The 16,883-nt window shown below is 63.9% G+C and carries 16 protein-coding genes; 5 read left to right on the plus strand and 11 right to left on the minus strand.

Annotated elements, in window-relative coordinates; translation table 11 throughout:
- Positions 1–106: 106 nt before the first annotated feature.
- The 9 genes from ACFMBG_RS17325 to coxB all read right to left on the minus strand — a co-directional run bounded on the left by ACFMBG_RS17325 (position 107) and on the right by coxB (position 7,629).
- On the minus strand, positions 107–697 hold the full coding sequence (locus tag ACFMBG_RS17325) for a GNAT family N-acetyltransferase (RefSeq protein WP_421055953.1): 591 nt from the start codon (positions 695–697) through the stop codon (positions 107–109).
- On the minus strand, positions 697–1,959 hold the full coding sequence (locus ACFMBG_RS17330; protein ID WP_421055954.1) for a M16 family metallopeptidase: 1,263 nt from the start codon (positions 1,957–1,959) through the stop codon (positions 697–699). Before ACFMBG_RS17330 ends, ACFMBG_RS17325 begins: the two co-directional genes overlap by 1 nt.
- The gene (gene thrC / locus ACFMBG_RS17335) at positions 1,956–3,344 is read right to left on the minus strand and encodes a threonine synthase (RefSeq protein WP_421055955.1); all 1,389 of its coding nucleotides are present in this window, start codon (positions 3,342–3,344) and stop codon (positions 1,956–1,958) included. Before thrC ends, ACFMBG_RS17330 begins: the two co-directional genes overlap by 4 nt.
- 5 nt (positions 3,345–3,349) lie before the next feature.
- On the minus strand, positions 3,350–4,030 hold the full coding sequence (locus tag ACFMBG_RS17340) for an SURF1 family protein (protein ID WP_421055956.1): 681 nt from the start codon (positions 4,028–4,030) through the stop codon (positions 3,350–3,352).
- 129 nt (positions 4,031–4,159) lie between these two features.
- Positions 4,160–4,969 (minus strand): cytochrome c oxidase subunit 3, encoded by an 810-nt coding sequence (locus ACFMBG_RS17345; RefSeq protein ID WP_421055957.1) that lies wholly within the window; start codon positions 4,967–4,969, stop codon positions 4,160–4,162.
- Positions 4,970–4,992: 23 nt separating this feature from the next.
- Positions 4,993–5,580, minus strand: a complete 588-nt coding sequence (locus ACFMBG_RS17350) for a cytochrome c oxidase assembly protein (protein WP_421055958.1) — start codon at positions 5,578–5,580, stop codon at positions 4,993–4,995.
- Positions 5,580–5,744: a cytochrome C oxidase assembly protein gene (locus ACFMBG_RS17355; RefSeq protein ID WP_421055959.1), complete on the minus strand. Its 165-nt coding sequence runs from the start codon at positions 5,742–5,744 to the stop codon at positions 5,580–5,582. Before ACFMBG_RS17355 ends, ACFMBG_RS17350 begins: the two co-directional genes overlap by 1 nt.
- A 1-nt stretch (position 5,745) precedes the next feature.
- Entirely contained in the window at positions 5,746–6,687 is a 942-nt protein-coding gene (gene cyoE / locus ACFMBG_RS17360) for a heme o synthase (RefSeq protein WP_421055986.1), read from the minus strand.
- 96 nt (positions 6,688–6,783) lie between these two features.
- Complete coding sequence (gene coxB / locus ACFMBG_RS17365) at positions 6,784–7,629, minus strand: cytochrome c oxidase subunit II (RefSeq protein ID WP_421055960.1); 846 nt, start codon at positions 7,627–7,629, stop codon at positions 6,784–6,786.
- A gap of 194 nt (positions 7,630–7,823) precedes the next feature.
- Here coxB and tldD point away from each other — a divergent pair, with 194 nt between their 5' ends.
- The 5 genes from tldD to ACFMBG_RS17390 all read left to right on the plus strand — a co-directional run bounded on the left by tldD (position 7,824) and on the right by ACFMBG_RS17390 (position 15,217).
- A complete protein-coding gene (gene tldD, locus ACFMBG_RS17370) occupies positions 7,824–9,245 on the plus strand; it encodes a metalloprotease TldD (RefSeq protein ID WP_421055961.1) in 1,422 nt (473 codons plus the stop codon).
- Positions 9,246–9,485: 240 nt separating this feature from the next.
- Positions 9,486–10,664: a DNA-processing protein DprA gene (dprA, locus tag ACFMBG_RS17375; RefSeq protein WP_421055962.1), complete on the plus strand. Its 1,179-nt coding sequence runs from the start codon at positions 9,486–9,488 to the stop codon at positions 10,662–10,664.
- A 130-nt stretch (positions 10,665–10,794) separates the two neighbouring features.
- A complete protein-coding gene (gene topA / locus ACFMBG_RS17380) occupies positions 10,795–13,443 on the plus strand; it encodes a type I DNA topoisomerase (RefSeq protein ID WP_421055963.1) in 2,649 nt (882 codons plus the stop codon).
- A gap of 439 nt (positions 13,444–13,882) precedes the next feature.
- Positions 13,883–14,587 (plus strand): CoA transferase subunit A, encoded by a 705-nt coding sequence (locus tag ACFMBG_RS17385; RefSeq protein WP_421055964.1) that lies wholly within the window; start codon positions 13,883–13,885, stop codon positions 14,585–14,587.
- A 3-nt stretch (positions 14,588–14,590) separates the two neighbouring features.
- Complete coding sequence (locus ACFMBG_RS17390) at positions 14,591–15,217, plus strand: CoA transferase subunit B (protein WP_421055965.1); 627 nt, start codon at positions 14,591–14,593, stop codon at positions 15,215–15,217.
- 72 nt (positions 15,218–15,289) lie between these two features.
- Here the strand turns inward: ACFMBG_RS17390 and ACFMBG_RS17395 are convergent, their stop codons facing one another.
- Both ACFMBG_RS17395 and ACFMBG_RS17400 read right to left on the minus strand, forming a co-directional pair.
- Positions 15,290–15,703, minus strand: a complete 414-nt coding sequence (locus tag ACFMBG_RS17395) for a hypothetical protein (RefSeq protein ID WP_421055966.1) — start codon at positions 15,701–15,703, stop codon at positions 15,290–15,292.
- A 203-nt stretch (positions 15,704–15,906) separates the two neighbouring features.
- Positions 15,907–16,671, minus strand: a complete 765-nt coding sequence (locus ACFMBG_RS17400) for a lytic transglycosylase domain-containing protein (protein WP_421055967.1) — start codon at positions 16,669–16,671, stop codon at positions 15,907–15,909.
- Between the last annotated feature and the right edge of the window lie 212 nt (positions 16,672–16,883).

Here is a 16,883-nt window from a genome sequence, read left to right on the forward strand (position 1 = left end):
GGGAGGCACCGCACCGCAGGTGCGGTGCCGCGCCCAACGGGAGCGGTGCATGTTCAATGCACCAGCGACGGGCGGGAGCCTTTGCGCTTTACGGGGCGATCCCTGCCTAAGCCTGGCCGGCCAAAGTCTTGCCACGGCGGTCGTGGCGCAGCGCGGCGTAAAGCACATGGGTGCGCCAGCGGCCGTTGATCTGCAGATAGGACTGGGCAACGCCCTCATACTTGAAGCCGGATTTCTCCAGCAGCCCGCGGGACGCCTGGTTCTCCGGCAGACAGGCAGCCTCGATCCGGGAGAGGTCCAGCTTGGTGAAGGCGTGATGCACCACCGCGCCGATCGCCTCGCGCATGTAGCCCTGGCGGGCAAAGGGCAGACCGGTCCAATAGCCCAGCGTCCCGGCCTGGGCGGGGCCGCGGCGGATGTTGTCGAGCGTGATCGCCCCCACCAGAACCTGGTCCGACCGGCGGATCAGGAACAGCGGCATGGCCGAGCCCGAGGACACCGACCGGCGCGCCCAGTAGACCCGGTTGGTGAAGCTCTTGCGGCTGAGGTGATCCGCCGCCCAGCTGGGTTCCCACGGGGTGAGATAAGCCTGGCTTTGCAGCCGCAGCGCCGCCCAGCCGTGAAAGTCCGCATGCACCGGCGGCCTGAGAGTCAGGCGCTCGGTTTCGATGCGGACCTTGCGGCGGTTCAGGAGCATCAGGCGGCGCGCCTCTCCTGCAGCCTCTCCAGCGCAGGCGCACCATCCACCGGGCCGTAAAGCGCCAGGGCTGCCGGGGCGGTCACCGCCATGGTCTCGGCCAGCGCGCGCACGTCCTTGGTGGTCACCGCGTCAATCCGCTCCACCGTGCGCTCCAGCGTCGGCACCTTGCCCCAGATCTGCACCAGCCGCGCCAGGCGTTCCGCCCGGTTCGAGGGGCTTTCCAGCCCCATCAGCATCCCGGCCTTCATCTGGGCGCGGGCGCGTTCGACCTCGGCGTCGCTCATATCGTCGGCGGCGCGCTTCATCTCGTCGATGGTGATGCCCGCAAGCTCTGCCAGCTGCTCCCCCGAAGTGCCCGCATAAACTGTCATCGAGCCGGTATCGGCATAGGACCCGGCCTGCGAGAAGATGGTGTAGCAGAGGCCCCGCTTTTCACGCACCTCCTGGAACAGCCGCGAGGACATGCCGCCGCCCAGGGCGCTGGCGTAGATCTGCGACGTGTACATGGCCTGGTCACGGTAGCCGGGACCTTCGAACGCCAGCGCAAAATGCGCTTGCTCCAGATCCTTGACCTGCCGTGCCTCGCCGCCGGTGAAGGTGGCGCCTTCGGCGGTGAAATCCGGCTTGGCCTCCATGTGGCCGAACAGCCGCTCCGCCAGCTTGACCAATTCGTCGTGATCCACGCCCCCGGCGGCCGCCAGGATCATCTGGCCGGGGCCATAGTGTTCGGCCACAAACCCTTGCAGATCCTCGCGCGAGAACGCGCGGACACGTTCCGCCGGGCCCAGGATGGTGCGGCCCAGCGGCTGGCCGCGGTAGCTTTCCTCCTGCAGCCAGTCAAAGATCACGTCATCCGGCGTATCCAGAGACTGGCCGATCTCCTGCAGGATCACCCCGCGCTCGACCTCGATCTCGCGCTGGTCGAACACCGGGTTCAGCAGGATGTCCCCGATCACGTCCACCGCCAGCGGCACATCGTCCTTGAGCACACGGGCGTAATACGCCGTCACCTCGCGCGAGGTGTAGGCGTTGATATAGCCGCCCACATCCTCGATCTCCTCGGCGATCTGCAGGGCCGTGCGGGTCTTGGTGCCCTTGAAGGCCATGTGCTCCAGGAAATGGGCGATGCCGTTCTGTTCAAGCCGCTCGTGGCGGCCGCCGGCGCTCACCCAGATCCCGACCGCCGCGGATTCCAGTCCCGGCATATGCTCGGAGACGATGCGGAACCCGTTGGCGAGTGTGTGCTGCTGAACTGTCAATTCGCGATGTTCTTTCTGATGTGATCCTCGAGGGCAGCCAGATCATTGGCGATCCGGGTGACCCGTTCCGGCCTCTCATACAGGTCCGCCATGCGCGCAGGCAAGGGCGGATGAATGCCGCTGGCGTCTTCGACAGCCGCCGGGAATTTCGCCGGGTGCGCGGTGGCTAGGGTGATCATCGGCACATCTGCCTTGCGGTGCTCGTTTGCCACTTTCACACCGACAGCGCCATGCGGGCAGATCAGCTCGCCCGAAGAGGCCAGCTCGGACTTGATGGTGGCGAGCGTTTCTTCCTCGGAAGTACGGCCCGATGCGTAATTCTCGGCCAGCGCCTGCATCGCCCCCTGGGACACGTCAAAGCCGCCGTTCTTCAGCTCGTCCATCAGCTGGGCGATGGCCTTGCTGTCCTGGCCGTAGGCGTAGAACAGGGCGCGCTCGAAGTTCGAGGAGACCTGAATATCCATCGAAGGCGAGATCGAGGGCTGGGTTTCGCCCTTGTAGTAGCCCTGTCCGGACAGGCAGCGGTGCAGGATGTCGTTCTGGTTGGTGGCGACCACCAGCTGGTCGATCGGCAGGCCCATCTGCTTGGCGATGAAGCCCGCGAAGATGTCGCCGAAGTTGCCGGTAGGCACGGTGAAGCTCACCTTGCGGTGCGGCGCGCCGAGCGACACAGCGGAGGAGAAGTAGTAAACCACCTGCGCCAGCACGCGGGCGATGTTGATCGAGTTCACGCCGGCCAGCTTCACGCCGTCTCGGAAGTCGAAGTCGTTGAACATGTCTTTGACGCGCGCCTGGCAGTCGTCGAAGTCGCCATCAACGGCCAGCGCGTGGACATTGGCGTCCCGCGGGGTGGTCATCTGGCGGCGCTGCACCTCGGACACGCGACCGTGCGGGTACAGGATGAAAACATCCACGTTATTCAGCCCGCGGAAGGCCTCCATCGCCGCAGAGCCAGTGTCGCCTGACGTGGCGCCCGCGATGGTCACCCGGTCGCCGCGACGCTCAAGCGCAGCCTGGAACAGCTGGCCGATCAATTGCATGGCGAAGTCCTTGAACGCCAGCGTCGGCCCGTGGAACAGCTCCAGCAGGAAGTGGTTCGGTGCCAGCTGTTTCAAGGGGGCGCGGGCGGCGTGGCCGAAGCCCTCATAGGCTCGGGCGATGATGCCGCGGAACTCGTCATCGGTGAAGCAATCACCGAGGAAGGGGCGCATAACGCGGAAGGCGGTTTCCTCGTAGGACAGGCCTGCCAGCGCCGCGATCTCGTCATGGGACATCTGCGGGATTTCCGCAGGCACATAGAGGCCGCCGTCGCGGGCCAGGCCCGTCAGCATTGCATCTTCAAAGGTCAGCTCGGGCGCTTGGCCCCGGGTCGAGATGTATTTCATCGCCTTCAGCTCTTCGGGTTGGGGCGGCTGCGCCGCAGGAAGTAGAGGGTCATCACCGCCCAGATAATGGCCAGCGAAAACCAGGTGATCGCATATTGCAAGTGGTCATTGGGGATGCCGGAGGTGCTGACCGGCACCGGGCGCAGGCCAGCCTCCCCTTCAGGATTGGAACGCAGGACAATCATCACCGGTTCAGTGCCCAGCTGTTCCGCCATGCGGTCCGCGTCCCGGGCGTACCAGATGTTGGCCGCGAGGTCCGGTGCAGGCGTGTAGCTGTCGGTCTCCTGCGGCCAATGGATATTGCCTTCGATGGCGGCCGGGCCGGCCAGGCGGTCTGCCTGCTTGTCCTTTGCGGGGACAAAACCGCGGTCGATCAGAACCCGGCGGCCATCCTCCAGCGTGAAAGGAGAGATCACGCGGTAGCCGGGTCCGATGTCCTTGATCGAGGTGAGGACATGCAGCTCGTCCGCACCGATTTCCCCGTCGAGGCGCACTGGGCGGTACTTGTCCGCCTCGGGGTCCAGCGCTTCGGGAAGCGCTTGAGCGGCCGCGCCGGCGATGCGCTCCTCGATTGTGGCGAGGATGCCTTCCTTCCAGGCCTTGCGCTGCAGCTGCCAGGTGCCGAGGCCGATCAGCACGGCCAGGCCCGCGCCGCTGATGATCAACAGGAAGATGACACGCCGCATCTGTGCCGCTCCGCTTCAAAACTTGGGGCGCGCAAGGTCTCCCTTGCGCGCCCCGTGTGTGACTTCATGACTGCGGATAATCAACCGCAAACATGTAACCAATACAAACCGCCCGTTACAGGCCGTCCGTTAAAGGCCAGCAGTGCCCCAGATGTAGACGGCGAAGAACAGGAACAGCCAGACGACGTCCACGAAGTGCCAGTACCAGGCAGCGGCCTCAAAACCGACGTGCTGCTCCGGAGTGAAGTCGCCCTTCATCGCGCGGATCAGGCAGACGGTCAGGAAGATGGTGCCGATGATCACGTGGAAGCCGTGGAAACCGGTGGCCATGAAGAAGTTCGAGTAGAACTCGTCACCGCCGAACTGCCAGCCTTCGTGCAGCAGGTGCGCGTATTCGTAGCCCTGCAGGAAGGTGAAGGCGACGCCGAAGGCGATACCGATGGCCAGGCCCTGGATCAGCGCCTTGCGGTCGTTGTTGTGCACCAGTGCGTGGTGCGCCCAGGTCACGGCACAGCCCGACAGCAGCAGGATCAGGGTGTTGATCAGCGGCAGGTGGAACGGGTCGACCGGATAGATTTCCGGCGCCACGTATTCGGTGCCGATGTAGGTTTCCATCGGATACATGGCGTGTTTGAAGAACGACCAGAACCAGGCGAAGAAGAACATCACCTCGGACATCACAAACAGGATGAAGCCGTAGCGCAGGCCGATGCGGACAACCGGAGTATGGTCGCCCTGCTTGCTTTCGGCAACAACTTCCGCCCACCAGGCATAAGCCGAGTAGAGCACCGCGACGAAGCCGATCCAGAACGGCCAGGCAGTGATGCCCTTCATCCAGAACACCGCGCCAACCAGCATGACGAAGGTGCCCAGAGCGGAGGCTAGCGGCCAGATCGACGGCGGCAGAATGTGATAATCGTGATTTTTAGCGTGCGCCATTTAAGTGTCCCTCACCTAGCGGCCTAGTTCGTTGTTGTGCCTGCCCCGGTGCCTTCCCCGGTGTCGAGGGCTGCGTAGCCCTCGGGCAGATCGATTTCATGGAACGTGTACGAAAGCGTGATCGTATGCACGTATTTTGCGTCCCGGTCGTCAATGATTTCGGGATCCACATAGAAGGTCACGGGCATCTGCACCCGTTCCCCCGGCTGAAGCACCTGCTCGGTAAAGCAGAAGCAGTCGATTTTCGAAAAGAACCCGCCGGCCTGATAGGGCGTCACGTTGTAGGACGCCTGCCCCGCCACCGGGCGGTCGGTCGGATTGTAGGCCTCGTAAAAGGCCAGGCCGGTTTCGCCCAGCCGGATCTCCATCTCGCGCTGGACCGGCTTGAACTCCCACGGCATGCCGCGCTGCTTGGAGCCGTCGAAGCGCACCGTGATGGTCTCGTCCAGAATGGTGTCGGACCCGCTGCTGGCCACGCCGGTAACGCCGCCAAAGCCGGTGACCCGGCAGAACCAGTCGTAGAACGGCACCGAGGCCCAGGACAGGCCGCCCATCACGACAACCACGCCCACGAGCTGGAGAACGGTTTTCCGGGGACCTTTCAGCGCCATCAGTTCTGCTCCGCCTGAGTGTCGGGGAAAGAGAAGCCGTTGGAGGTGACCTTGACCATGGTCAGGGCCAGGATCAGCACCACAAAGGCGGCCAGCAGGATGCCCACGCCGATGTTGCGGCCGGAGCGGCGCTTGTGCAGTTCGTGTTCCTTGCGCAGTGCCATGTTACCAGCCTCCCAGCCCGTAGGGCTTCAGCAGCGCCTCGCCCAGGATGGCGCCGAAGTGCAGGAACAGGTAGAGCAGCGACAGTTTGAAGAAGCTGCGCTCCACCTTGAAATTGTCTGCCTCGGAATCATCCTCGTCGCGGCGGGAGATCTTCCAGGCGCCGTGCAGGAACAGCGCGTTCATCACCAGTGCCGCGGCCAGATACAGCGGGCCGCCAATGCCGGAGAACGCGGTGCCAATGGCGAGCAGGGCCAGCAGCACGGTGTAAACCAGGATATGAACGCGGGTGGCGCGGCGGCCGTGGGTCACGGTCAGCATCGGCACGCCTGCGTCGTCATAGTCGGAGCGCATGAACAGCGCCAGCGCCCAGAAATGCGGCGGCGTCCACATGAAGGTCAGCAGGAACATCAGCCAGGGCTCAACCGACATGGTGCCGGTGGCAGCGATCCAGCCGATCACCGGCGGGAAGGCCCCTGCTGCACCGCCGATCACGATATTCTGCGGCGTCGCGCGCTTGAGCCACATGGTGTAGATCACCACGTAGAAGAAGATGGTGAAGGCCAGGAACGCGCCGGCAAAAACATTGGCCGCCAGCGCCAGCATGATCACCGACAGGCCGGACAGCGCCAGGCCCAGCGCCAGCGCCTCGCCCGGCTCGACCTTGCCGGCCGGGATCGGGCGGCCCTTGGTGCGCTTCATCACCTTGTCGATGTCTGCATCCCACCACATGTTGAGCGCACCGGAGGCGCCGCCGCCGATGGCGATGAACAGGATGGCGCAGAAACCGACGACGGGATGCACGGCGACAGGGGCGGCCAGCAGCCCGACCAGAGCGGTGAACACCACCAGCGACATGACACGGGGTTTCAGCAGGGCGAAGTAGTCGCCAAAGCTGGCCTCGTCCTCATATGCCCGGCTTGCGTTGATGCTTGCGTCGCTCATCTTGGGTCCTTTGGCGGCAACAGGTGCGCATTCCTGCGCACCCTGGTCTTGGTTCTGATCCATATGGAGCTCCCTCAAGCTCCATATAGCCAGCTATCAGTTGGAGGCGACCTGGTAGGCCTGCGGGATGCCCGCGTATTCTTCCTTGGCGCCTTCCAGCCAGGCGTCATACTCTTCCTGGGTCACGACCTTGACGGTGATCGGCATATAGGAGTGGTCCTTGCCGCAAAGCTCGGAGCACTGGCCGAAGTAGATGCCTTCCTTGCCTTCGTCGACCTTGAACCACAGCTGCGCCAGGCGGCCCGGAACGCCGTCCTGCTTCACGCCGAAGGCGGGGATGGTCCAGGAGTGAATCACGTCGGCCGCGGTAACGTTCATAACGATGGTCTTGCCCGACGGCACAACAACGGCGGTGTCGGTGGCCAGCAGGTACTCGTCCTCGGCATAGCCTTTCTCGGCCAGCTGGTCCTTCGGCAGCATGAAGCTTTCGAAGCCGAACTCGTGGTCGGTGTACTCATAACCCCAGTACCACTGGTAGCCGGTCACCTTAATGTTGATGTCGCCTTCGGGGATCTCCTGCTGGGCAAACAGCTGCGGCAGCGAGAAGGAGCCGATGAACACCAGGATCAGGATCGGGATCACGGTCCAGGCGATTTCGATCGGGGTATGGTGGGTGAACTTTGCCGGAGTCGGGTTGGCGCGGCGGTTGAACCGCAGGATCGCCCACAGCAGCAGGCCCGCGACGAACACGCAGATGACGGTGATGATCACCAGGATCATGTAGTCCAGGCGCTGCAGGCCTTCCGCCAGCGAGGTCGCCGCCGGCTGGAAGTTCAGTCCGCCGTCAACCGGCTTACCAATGGTTTCCAGGCCTTCTTGCGCCATAGCTGGAAGGCTCGAAAGGCCGGCAAAAAGGCCCGAAAGCATCAAAGCGTTTTTCATGTTCTGTCCTGATCGGTTGATCGCATTTTTCCTGCGGCAGCACGAATGGGGGGAATCAATGATTCCACAAAACGCACCAGCCCCGTTGTCTTTGACGCCGCTTAAAATCATATTCGGGCGTACAGATAAAGAGGCAGCCAAGCGTCAAACCGTCGCTTTCTTGATTTAGATCAAAAAAATCTGAGGACCGTGCCATGGAAAACCCAGCCTTCCGACCCTTTGAAACCGCGCTTCCGGAGGATGAGGCGCTGGCCACCCTGCGGGATGCGCTGAACGGTGCCGAAGATGGCGAGATCTTTGCCGAGCGCCGCAAATCGGAGGCCCTGTCCTTTGATGACGGACGGCTGCGCAGCGCCAGCTATGATGCCTCCGAGGGCTTTGGTTTGCGGGCGGTTAACGGTGATGTGGCGGGATACGCGCATTCCACCGATGTCTCGATCGCGTCGCTGAGGCGGGCCGCCGAGACGGCCAGGCTGGCCGTTGGCGAAGGCGGCGGCACTTACTCGGACCCGCCGCAGGCGACCAACAAGAAGCTCTATACCGATGCCGATCCGATCAGCGCCATGCCGTTTCCGGTGAAGGTCGAGACTTTGCGCGAAATTGATGCCTATGCACGTGATCTGGATCAACGCGTGGTTCAGGTTTCCGCGTCACTGGCCGCCTCGCTGCAGGAGGTGGAGATCCTGCGCGCCGACGGGGTGCGGGTGCGCGACACCCGCCCGATGGCGCGGCTCAACGTGTCGGTGATCGTCGAGAAGGACGGCCGCCGCGAGAGCGGCTCGGCCGGCGGCGGCGGGCGGCTGGGCCTCGACGGGCTGGTCGACCCCAAGCACTGGCAGGCCCAGGTGCAGGAGGCGCTGCGCATTGCCCTGGTCAACCTTGATGCGGTCCCCGCGCCTGCTGGCGAGATGGACGTTGTGCTTGGCCCTGGCTGGCCTGGCATCCTGCTGCACGAGGCGATCGGCCACGGGCTGGAGGGCGACTTCAACCGCAAGGGTTCGTCGGCCTTTGCCGGGCTGATGGGCCAGCAGATTGCAGCGAAGGGCGTCACCGTGCTGGATGACGGCACCATCCCGGACCGGCGCGGCTCGATCACCGTAGATGACGAGGGCACGCCGAGCCAGAAGACAACGCTGATCGAGGACGGAGTATTGGTCGGCTTCATGCAGGACCGCCAGAACGCGCGGCTGATGGGTGTCTCCCCCACCGGCAACGGACGGCGCCAGAGCTATGCCCATGCACCGATGCCGCGGATGACCAATACCTACATGCTGGGCGGCGGCGCCGAGCCGGGCGATCTGGTGGCCGGTATCAAGGACGGTATCTGGGCGGTGGGCTTTGGCGGCGGCCAGGTGGATATCACCAATGGCAAGTTTGTATTCTCCTGCACCGAGGCTTACCGGGTGAAGGACGGCAAGGTCGGCGCACCGGTTAAGGGAGCCACGCTGATCGGCGACGGCGCCACCGCGCTGAAGCAGATTCGCGGGCTTGGCAACGACATGGCGCTGGACCCCGGTATGGGCAATTGCGGCAAGGCCGGGCAATGGGTTCCAGTGGGCGTCGGCCAGCCCTCGGTGCTGATGGGGGGGCTGACCGTCGGCGGCTCTGCCGCCTGAATCAGTCCGCTAAAACTCTGCAAAATCATGATTCTGCCGCAAATTTCCGGGCCGGAAGCCAGTGCTTCCGGCCCTTTCAACTTCAAGAAATGCAATTCAATCACGGCGGGAGCGGCAATTCTCCATTTGTTTTCGACACTTAGGAAAATTTTCAGGGTATTGACCGAAAACCGCCCGCCATTCACCAACTGTTAACCGCTCAAGGGTTAATTCTAAATCCGCAAACAGGCGGAGCTGCGGATGACTGAAGAAGCACATTCTTCCACTCACCCCCCACTCCCACCCACCACGGAAGACACTCAGTTTTCATGGCTTCGTCTGTTGCGCTCCAAGCGGGTTGGCCCGGTGACGTTTCACCGGCTGCTCGCTGAATATGGTTCAGCGCAGAACGCGCTGGATGCGCTGCCCGAAGTGGCACGCTCCGCAGGCGTAAAGGGGTATGAAATATGCCCTGCCAAAGCGGTGGACGCCGAAATTAAGGCCGCAAAAGCCGCCAAAGCGCGGCTTTTGTGCTTTTCAGACCCTGGCTATCCCAAACTCCTCTCCGGGCTGAAGGATGCCCCGCCCGTGCTGTGGGCCATTGGCAACCTCTCGGTTCTGGACCGTCCGATGATTGCCATGGTCGGGGCCCGCAACGCGTCCTCTCTGGGACTGCGGATGGCCCGGTCGCTGGCGCAGAATCTGGGAGAGGCGGGGTTTACCGTGGTCTCCGGCATGGCCCGCGGCGTCGATACCGCTGCGCATCAGGCGGCGCTGAAAACCGGAACCATCGCGGTGCTGGCGGGCGGCGCCGATGTGATCTATCCGGCCGAGAACGCCCGGCTGGCCGAAGACATCTGCGAAACCGGGCTGCGGCTGTCGGAACAGCCGATGGGCCTGACACCGCAGGCCCGTGACTTCCCCAAGCGCAACCGGATCATTGCCGGGATGTCCCGCGCCGTTGTGGTGGTGGAGGCAGCGGCGAAGTCCGGCACCCTGATCACCGCCCAGGATGCGCTGGACTACGGACGCGAGGTACTGGCGGTTCCCGGCCACCCGTTTGATGCCCGCAGCTCCGGCTGCAACCGGCTGATCCGCGACGGCGCGCTGCTGGTCCGCGATGCCGCCGATGTGCTGGAGGCCCTGCCGCCGCTGGATCCGCCGCCGGCACCTGTTGCCGCGGACAGCCTGCAAGCGCCCATGGCAGGCCTGCCCCCGCCGCCGCCCCAGCGGCGCAGCCTGATGCAGACCCACGCCCTGCATCAGCAGATCCTGGGCAGGCTGGGCCCCTCCCCTACCTCCGAGACCGAGCTGCTGCGCGACCTGTCCCTGCCGCCGCATGAGCTGGCTCCGGCTCTGACGGATCTGGAGCTTGAAGGCGCCATCCGCCGCCAGCCGGGCGGGTTGCTGTGCAAGTCGTTTCCGGATGACGGCGATTGACCGCAACTGCGGCTCAAACAGTCCGCCTGCCCCCGCGTCCAATGCACCCGGATTGACAATCGCCTCTTGCGCCCCACATGTTGCCCCGCCATAGAACCCGCAGAAGTGGTCCGAAGAGGTATCAGAATTTATGCCAGTTGTTGTTGTCGAATCCCCGGCCAAAGCAAAAACAATCAATAAATATCTTGGCTCTGACTATACAGTTCTGGCGTCTTACGGGCACGTGCGCGACCTGCCGGCCAAAGATGGCTCGGTCGACCCGGATGCGGATTTCGGGATGACCTGGGAGGTCGCCAACGATTCCCGCAAGCATGTGAAGGCCATCGCCGACGCGCTGAAAGAGGACAATGCGCTGATTCTCGCCACCGACCCCGACCGAGAGGGCGAGGCGATCAGCTGGCACCTGCAGGAGGCGCTGACCAAGCGCCGCTCGATCAAAAAGGACACCGCCGTCAGCCGGGTCACCTTCAACGCAATCACCAAAGAGGCGGTAACCGAGGCGATGCGGAACCCGCGTGAGGTCGACATGCCGCTGGTCGAGGCCTATCTGGCCCGCCGCGCGCTGGACTACCTCGTGGGCTTCAACCTGTCGCCGGTGCTGTGGCGCAAGCTGCCGGGTGCGCGCTCCGCAGGCCGGGTGCAGTCGGTCTGCCTGCGCCTGATCGTCGAGCGCGAGATGGAAATCGAGGCCTTCAACCCGCAGGAATACTGGTCGGTGCGCGCACAGCTGGCCACCCCGCGCGGCCAGGAGTTCGAAGCGCGCCTGACCGTTCTGGGCGGCGAAAAGCTCGACAAATACAGCCTCAAGAATTCCACCGCCGCCGAGCTGGCGGTGCAGGCCGTGGCCTCGCGCAAGCTCAAGGTGCTGTCGGTCGAGGCGAAGCCTGCGGCCCGCAACCCCTCCGCCCCCTTCATGACCTCCACCCTGCAGCAGGAGGCCAGCCGCAAGTTCGGCATGGGTGCGCGCCAGACCATGAACGCAGCGCAGCGGCTCTATGAAGCGGGCTATATCACCTATATGCGGACCGACGGCATCGACATGGCGCCGGAGGCCGTGCAGGAAGCCCGCGCCGAGATCGAGAAGCGTTACGGCGGCGAATACGTCCCCTCGTCGCCGCGGATCTACAAGAACAAGGCCAAGAACGCCCAGGAAGCGCACGAATGTATCCGCCCGACGGATATGAGCCGCGATGCCAAGGCGCTGAAGGTCACGGACGACGACCAGCGCAAGCTTTATGACCTGATCTGGAAGCGGACCCTTTCCTGCCAGATGGAAGGCGCACGGCTGGAGCGCACCACCGTCGATATCGGCTCGGACGACCAGCAGGTCGTGCTGCGCGCAACCGGCCAGGTGGTGCTGTTCGACGGCTTCATGCGCGTCTATGAGGAAGGCCGCGACGATGTGGCGGACGAGGATGACAAGCGCCTGCCGCAGATCATGGAAGGCGAGGCGATGAAGTTCGCCTCCTCGCTGGCGGCGCAGGCTGAAAAGGCCGGCAAGGACGCCTCGGTGCTGTCGGACGACGGCGCCGTGCTGGCGCTGCAGCACCACACCCAGCCGCCGCCGCGCTATACCGAGGCGACCCTGGTCAAACGGATGGAAGAGCTGGGCATCGGCCGGCCCTCCACCTATGCCTCCGTGATCACCACGATCCAGGACCGCGAATACGTCCGCAAGGACAAGAACCGCCTGTTCCCCGAGGACAAGGGCCGGATCGTCACCATCTTCCTGCTGAACTTCTTCCGCAAATATGTGGGCTACGAGTTCACCGCCGAGCTGGAAGAAGAGCTGGATGACGTGAGCGCCGGCGATCGCAACTACAAGGATCTCCTGGGCAAATTCTGGCGCGACTTCTCCGCCGCCATCGCCGAGACCTCCGAGCTTCGCATCACCGAGGTGCTGGATGTGCTGGACGACGCGCTGGCGCCGCAGCTGTACCCGCCGCGCGAAGATGGCACCGATCCGCGCACCTGCCCCAAATGCGGCCAGGGCCAGCTGCATCTCAAGACCTCGCGCACCGGCGGTTTTGTCGGCTGCGGCAACTATCCCGAATGCAACTACACCCGCCCGATTTCCGGCGAAGGCGCCGAAGGGTATGAGCGCATCCTGGGTGAGGATGATGGCGACGAGATCCACCTGAAATCCGGGCGCTTCGGGCCTTACGTGCAGCGCGGCGAAGCCACGCCCGAGAACAAGAAGCCGCCGCGCTCCTCGCTGCCCAAGCAGGGCAAGGACTTCCTGCCGGGCTGGGGTCCCAATGAGATCACCCTGGAGCAGGCCCTGACCCTTCTGACCCTGCCGCGCGAAATCGGCCAGCATCCCGACGGCGGTGTAATTCAGTCCAATCTGGGACGGTTCGGCCCCTACATCGCGCATCAGCTGCCCGATGAGGAAAAGCCTGTTTACGTGAACCTCAAGGAAACGCTGGACGTCTTCGAAATCGGCATGAACCGTGCGGTGGAAATGCTGGCAGAGAAACGCGCCAACCCGGGCCGCCGCGGCAGCCGGGCCGCCGCCAAGCCGCTGAAGGAGCTGGGCGAGCACCCCGAGAGCGGCGGTGCGGTCAACATCATGGACGGGCGTTACGGGCCTTACGTCAAATGGGAGAAGGTGAACGCCACCCTGCCCAAGGACGTGGAGCCCAAGGACGTGACCATGGAGATGGCGGTCGAGCTGATTTCCGAAAAAGCGTCCAAGGGCGGCAAGAAAAAAACCGCCGCCAAGAAACCTGCGGCCAAGAAGAAGGCCGCCCCGAAAAAGGCCTCCGCCAAGGATTGAGGCCGGCAAGGCGGCTGCGGGCGGGGCTCTCCCGCCGGCTCTGGGCGCACTTCCATGCGCCCTCCCCGTTGGGCCCGGCGCCGCTGACGCGGCGCGCCCGCGCCTCAAACTTCCGTTGTGCAGCGGGTCAAGGGCGGCGCAGCCGCCGCGGTAGCGGCTTGCCCTTGAGGCGCTGCACAACAAGGACACACTGACAAACGCCCTTGAAGGGCAGGCCTGCCCTTCAAGGGCTTCTCATCAAGCCCTTCGCCGCCGCGCAGCGGCGCCACGCCCAAGCCTGATGGCGGATTTGCCGCAGGCAATTGCGCCGGGAAGGCGCGGGAGCGCTCCAGTGCACGGCAATCCCCTCCGTAGAAATACGCGTTTCTCTCAGTATCGTTGACTTGTGCCCGCCCCGGCGTCAGAACCTCTGTCAAACGGTAGTTGTTGGGAGAGCTCCATGAAAAAGGTTTACGCCAACGCCGCCGAAGCGCTCGACGGGCTGCTTCACGACGGCATGCTGATCGCCGCGGGGGGCTTTGGCCTCTGCGGCATCCCCGAACTCCTTCTGCAGGCGATCAAGGACGCCGGCACCAAGGACCTGACGTTTGCCTCCAACAATGCCGGCGTCGACGATTTCGGCATCGGCATCCTGCTGCAGACCAAGCAGGTGAAGAAGATGATCTCCTCCTACGTGGGCGAGAACGCGGAATTCATGCGCCAGTACCTGTCGGGTGAGCTGGAGCTGGAATTCAACCCCCAAGGCACCCTGGCCGAGCGCATGCGCGCCGGCGGCTGCGGCATCCCGGGCTTCTACACCAAGACCGGTGTCGGCACCGTGATCGCCGAAGGCAAGGAGCACAAGGGCTTCAACGGCGAGACCTACATTCTGGAAGAAGGCATCTTTGCCGATCTCTCCATCGTGAAGGCCTGGAAGGCAGATGACACCGGCAACCTGATCTTCCGCAAGACCGCCCGCAACTTCAACCCGCCCGCCGCCATGTGCGGCAAGATCTGCGTGGCGGAAGTGGAGGAAATCGTGCCCCGCGGCGAGCTTGACCCCGACCAGATCCACCTGCCCGGCATCTACGTGCACCGGATTATCCAGGGCGAGCACGAGAAGCGCATCGAGCAGCGCACCACCCGCAAGCGTGAGGAGGCTTGAACCATGGCTTGGGACCGCAACCAAATGGCCGAGCGCGCCGCGCAGGAGCTGGAAGACGGCATGTATGTGAACCTCGGCATCGGCATTCCGACGCTGGTGGCGAACTACGTGGGCGACAAGGACATCACCCTGCAGTCGGAAAACGGCATGCTGGGCATGGGCCCCTTCCCCTATGAGGGCGAAGAGGATCCGGACCTGATCAACGCGGGCAAGCAGACCATCACCGAGCTGGCGCGCACCTCTTACTTCGACAGCGCCACCTCCTTCGGGATGATCCGCGGCGGCAAGATCGCGGCCGCGATCCTGGGCGCGATGGAAGTGGCCGAGAACGGCGACCTGGCCAACTGGATGATCCCCGGCAAGCTGGTCAAGGGCATGGGCGGCGCCATGGACCTGGTCGCAGGCGTGGGCCGCGTGATCGTGGTGATGGACCACACCAACAAGCATGGCGACAGCAAGGTGCTGAAGGAATGCACCCTGCCGCTGACCGGCAAGGCCGTGGTGGACCGCATCATCACCAACCTGGGCGTTCTGGACGTCGTCGATGGCGGCCTGAAGATCGTCGAGCTGGCCGAGGGTGTCAGCGAAGAGGAACTGCGCAGCTCCACCGAGGCCACCATTATCGGCTGATCACGGATCAGAGCTGACAAAAAAAGGCCCGCCGGTTTCCGGCGGGCCTCTCTCGTTCAGGTATTCTGCCAATCACGCCCCGGCGGCTACCCCCGGGCGCGGCTGGGGCCGCAGCGTGTACCAGACGGCACCTTCCGGCGGATTGACGATCTCCCACATGTAGACACGCTTGTCGTGCCAGTTGACGATCTTTTCCCGCCCGTCCTCGAACACCACCACGCAATAGCTGCCATCCTCCGGGTCGCAGCTGTCGCGGCCCAGCACGGTCACAATGACCGGATCCACCAGATGGCGCTTGAACAGGACCATGGCCTTGGTCTGCTTGCCCGAGATGTAGAGCGCCCCGGTAAACAGCGCCGCTGCCAGCAGAACAAAGCCCAAGCTGGTGAAGTTCCGGAACAGGTTGAGCTCCGCCACCTGGGGCGCAAAGGCAACGAAAACGAGCCGCCCGAAAAAACCGATGAATGCCAGCAGGGCGAACAGCATCAAGTTGCTGGAAATACCCTGAGAGCCCACGGCAATTGCCGCCGGATCAATGCCTAAATCCAATGCCTGTCTCCAATATCTTAACGCCGGAAAAAACACCGGCAGAGCTTTCAATCCCCGCACCATAGCGGCGGCGGATGGGAAGTAAAAATAACTTTCCGAAAAATGTCAGTGAATCAGAGGATTGCGCCCCGGAGCCCGGGTTAGTTCATCACCCGGAAAACACATCCGTCCGAGATCAGCTGCGGTGGTGTCAGGCACAGGCCGCGGGCGACCTGATATGCGGCCAGGACCTTAGGAACGTAATCGCGGGTTTCGGCAAAGGGGGGCACCCCCTGGTGGCTGCGCACCGATCCCTCGCCTGCATTGTATCCGGCTAGCACCAGGATCGGGTCGCCGCCGAACTCCTCCATCAGCCAATCCAGATAGCGAATGCCCCCGGAAATGTTCTGATGCGCCTCCAGGGCGTCCGTTACGCCAAACCGCGCAGCGGTATCGGGCATCAGTTGCATCAGCCCCTGGGCGCCTGCGGAGCTGACTGCATCCGCCTTGCCCGCGGATTCGACAGCTATCACTGCCAGCACCAGCGCAGGCGAAACCTGGGTGCTGGCGCTTTCGGTCAGGATCTGGACACCGCGGGCCTGGGCGATTTCCTGCATCAGCTGCAGCCGCGGCGCCGCCAGCCCCTTGGCCCCGGCCAACGCCTGCAAGGCATCGTCCAGCCGGCCCGGGCCGCTCTCCTCCACCCCGGGGGAGATCCTGTCCCAGAACCAGCCATACCGCCCGGCAGGCTTATCTGCACTCTCGGCACGCTCCGGAACCGGGGCGGCGGCCTCGATTTCCGGTTCCGGCTCGATCTGCACGGTGATGCGCTTGCCGGTGCCTGCCGCGGGCGGTTTGATCCGCTTCGCCTCGAACTGGGGGAACGGTTTCGGCGGCGCCTCCTGCCCCCAGGTTTCTAGGGGCATGGCGCAGGCCGCTAGTGCCAAAATCGCGTTACGGAATGCCAATGCTCTGCCTGCCAGTGGTTTCTGCCTGCCCAGACTCGGGAAATTTGCTGCTGAAAACCAGCTTTTGCCCCGCAGAATCTGGCGCAATCGCCATATTTCCCTAGGCCTGGCGCGGAAATGCAACGGGGCGTGGCGCTGTAACGGAAATTTAATCTCGCAAAATCAATGCA

The sequence above is a fragment of the Leisingera coralii genome, from assembly GCF_049056525.1.
Lineage (GTDB): Bacteria > Pseudomonadota > Alphaproteobacteria > Rhodobacterales > Rhodobacteraceae > Leisingera > Leisingera coralii.

Coding starts and splice junctions, on each gene's coding strand:
- ACFMBG_RS17345 (WP_421055957.1), bottom strand. CDS start 4,969: ATGGCGCACGCTAAAAATCACGATTATCACATTCTGCCGCCGTCGATC.
- tldD (WP_421055961.1), top strand. CDS start 7,824: ATGGAAAACCCAGCCTTCCGACCCTTTGAAACCGCGCTTCCGGAGGAT.
- coxB (WP_421055960.1), bottom strand. CDS start 7,629: ATGAAAAACGCTTTGATGCTTTCGGGCCTTTTTGCCGGCCTTTCGAGC.
- ACFMBG_RS17350 (WP_421055958.1), bottom strand. CDS start 5,580: ATGGCGCTGAAAGGTCCCCGGAAAACCGTTCTCCAGCTCGTGGGCGTG.
- ACFMBG_RS17385 (WP_421055964.1), top strand. CDS start 13,883: ATGAAAAAGGTTTACGCCAACGCCGCCGAAGCGCTCGACGGGCTGCTT.
- ACFMBG_RS17390 (WP_421055965.1), top strand. CDS start 14,591: ATGGCTTGGGACCGCAACCAAATGGCCGAGCGCGCCGCGCAGGAGCTG.
- dprA (WP_421055962.1), top strand. CDS start 9,486: ATGACTGAAGAAGCACATTCTTCCACTCACCCCCCACTCCCACCCACC.
- ACFMBG_RS17355 (WP_421055959.1), bottom strand. CDS start 5,744: ATGGCACTGCGCAAGGAACACGAACTGCACAAGCGCCGCTCCGGCCGC.
- ACFMBG_RS17400 (WP_421055967.1), bottom strand. CDS start 16,671: ATGCCCCTAGAAACCTGGGGGCAGGAGGCGCCGCCGAAACCGTTCCCC.
- ACFMBG_RS17325 (WP_421055953.1), bottom strand. CDS start 697: ATGCTCCTGAACCGCCGCAAGGTCCGCATCGAAACCGAGCGCCTGACT.
- ACFMBG_RS17340 (WP_421055956.1), bottom strand. CDS start 4,030: ATGCGGCGTGTCATCTTCCTGTTGATCATCAGCGGCGCGGGCCTGGCC.
- thrC (WP_421055955.1), bottom strand. CDS start 3,344: ATGAAATACATCTCGACCCGGGGCCAAGCGCCCGAGCTGACCTTTGAA.
- topA (WP_421055963.1), top strand. CDS start 10,795: ATGCCAGTTGTTGTTGTCGAATCCCCGGCCAAAGCAAAAACAATCAAT.
- cyoE (WP_421055986.1), bottom strand. CDS start 6,687: ATGAGCGACGCAAGCATCAACGCAAGCCGGGCATATGAGGACGAGGCC.
- ACFMBG_RS17395 (WP_421055966.1), bottom strand. CDS start 15,703: ATGCTGTTCGCCCTGCTGGCATTCATCGGTTTTTTCGGGCGGCTCGTT.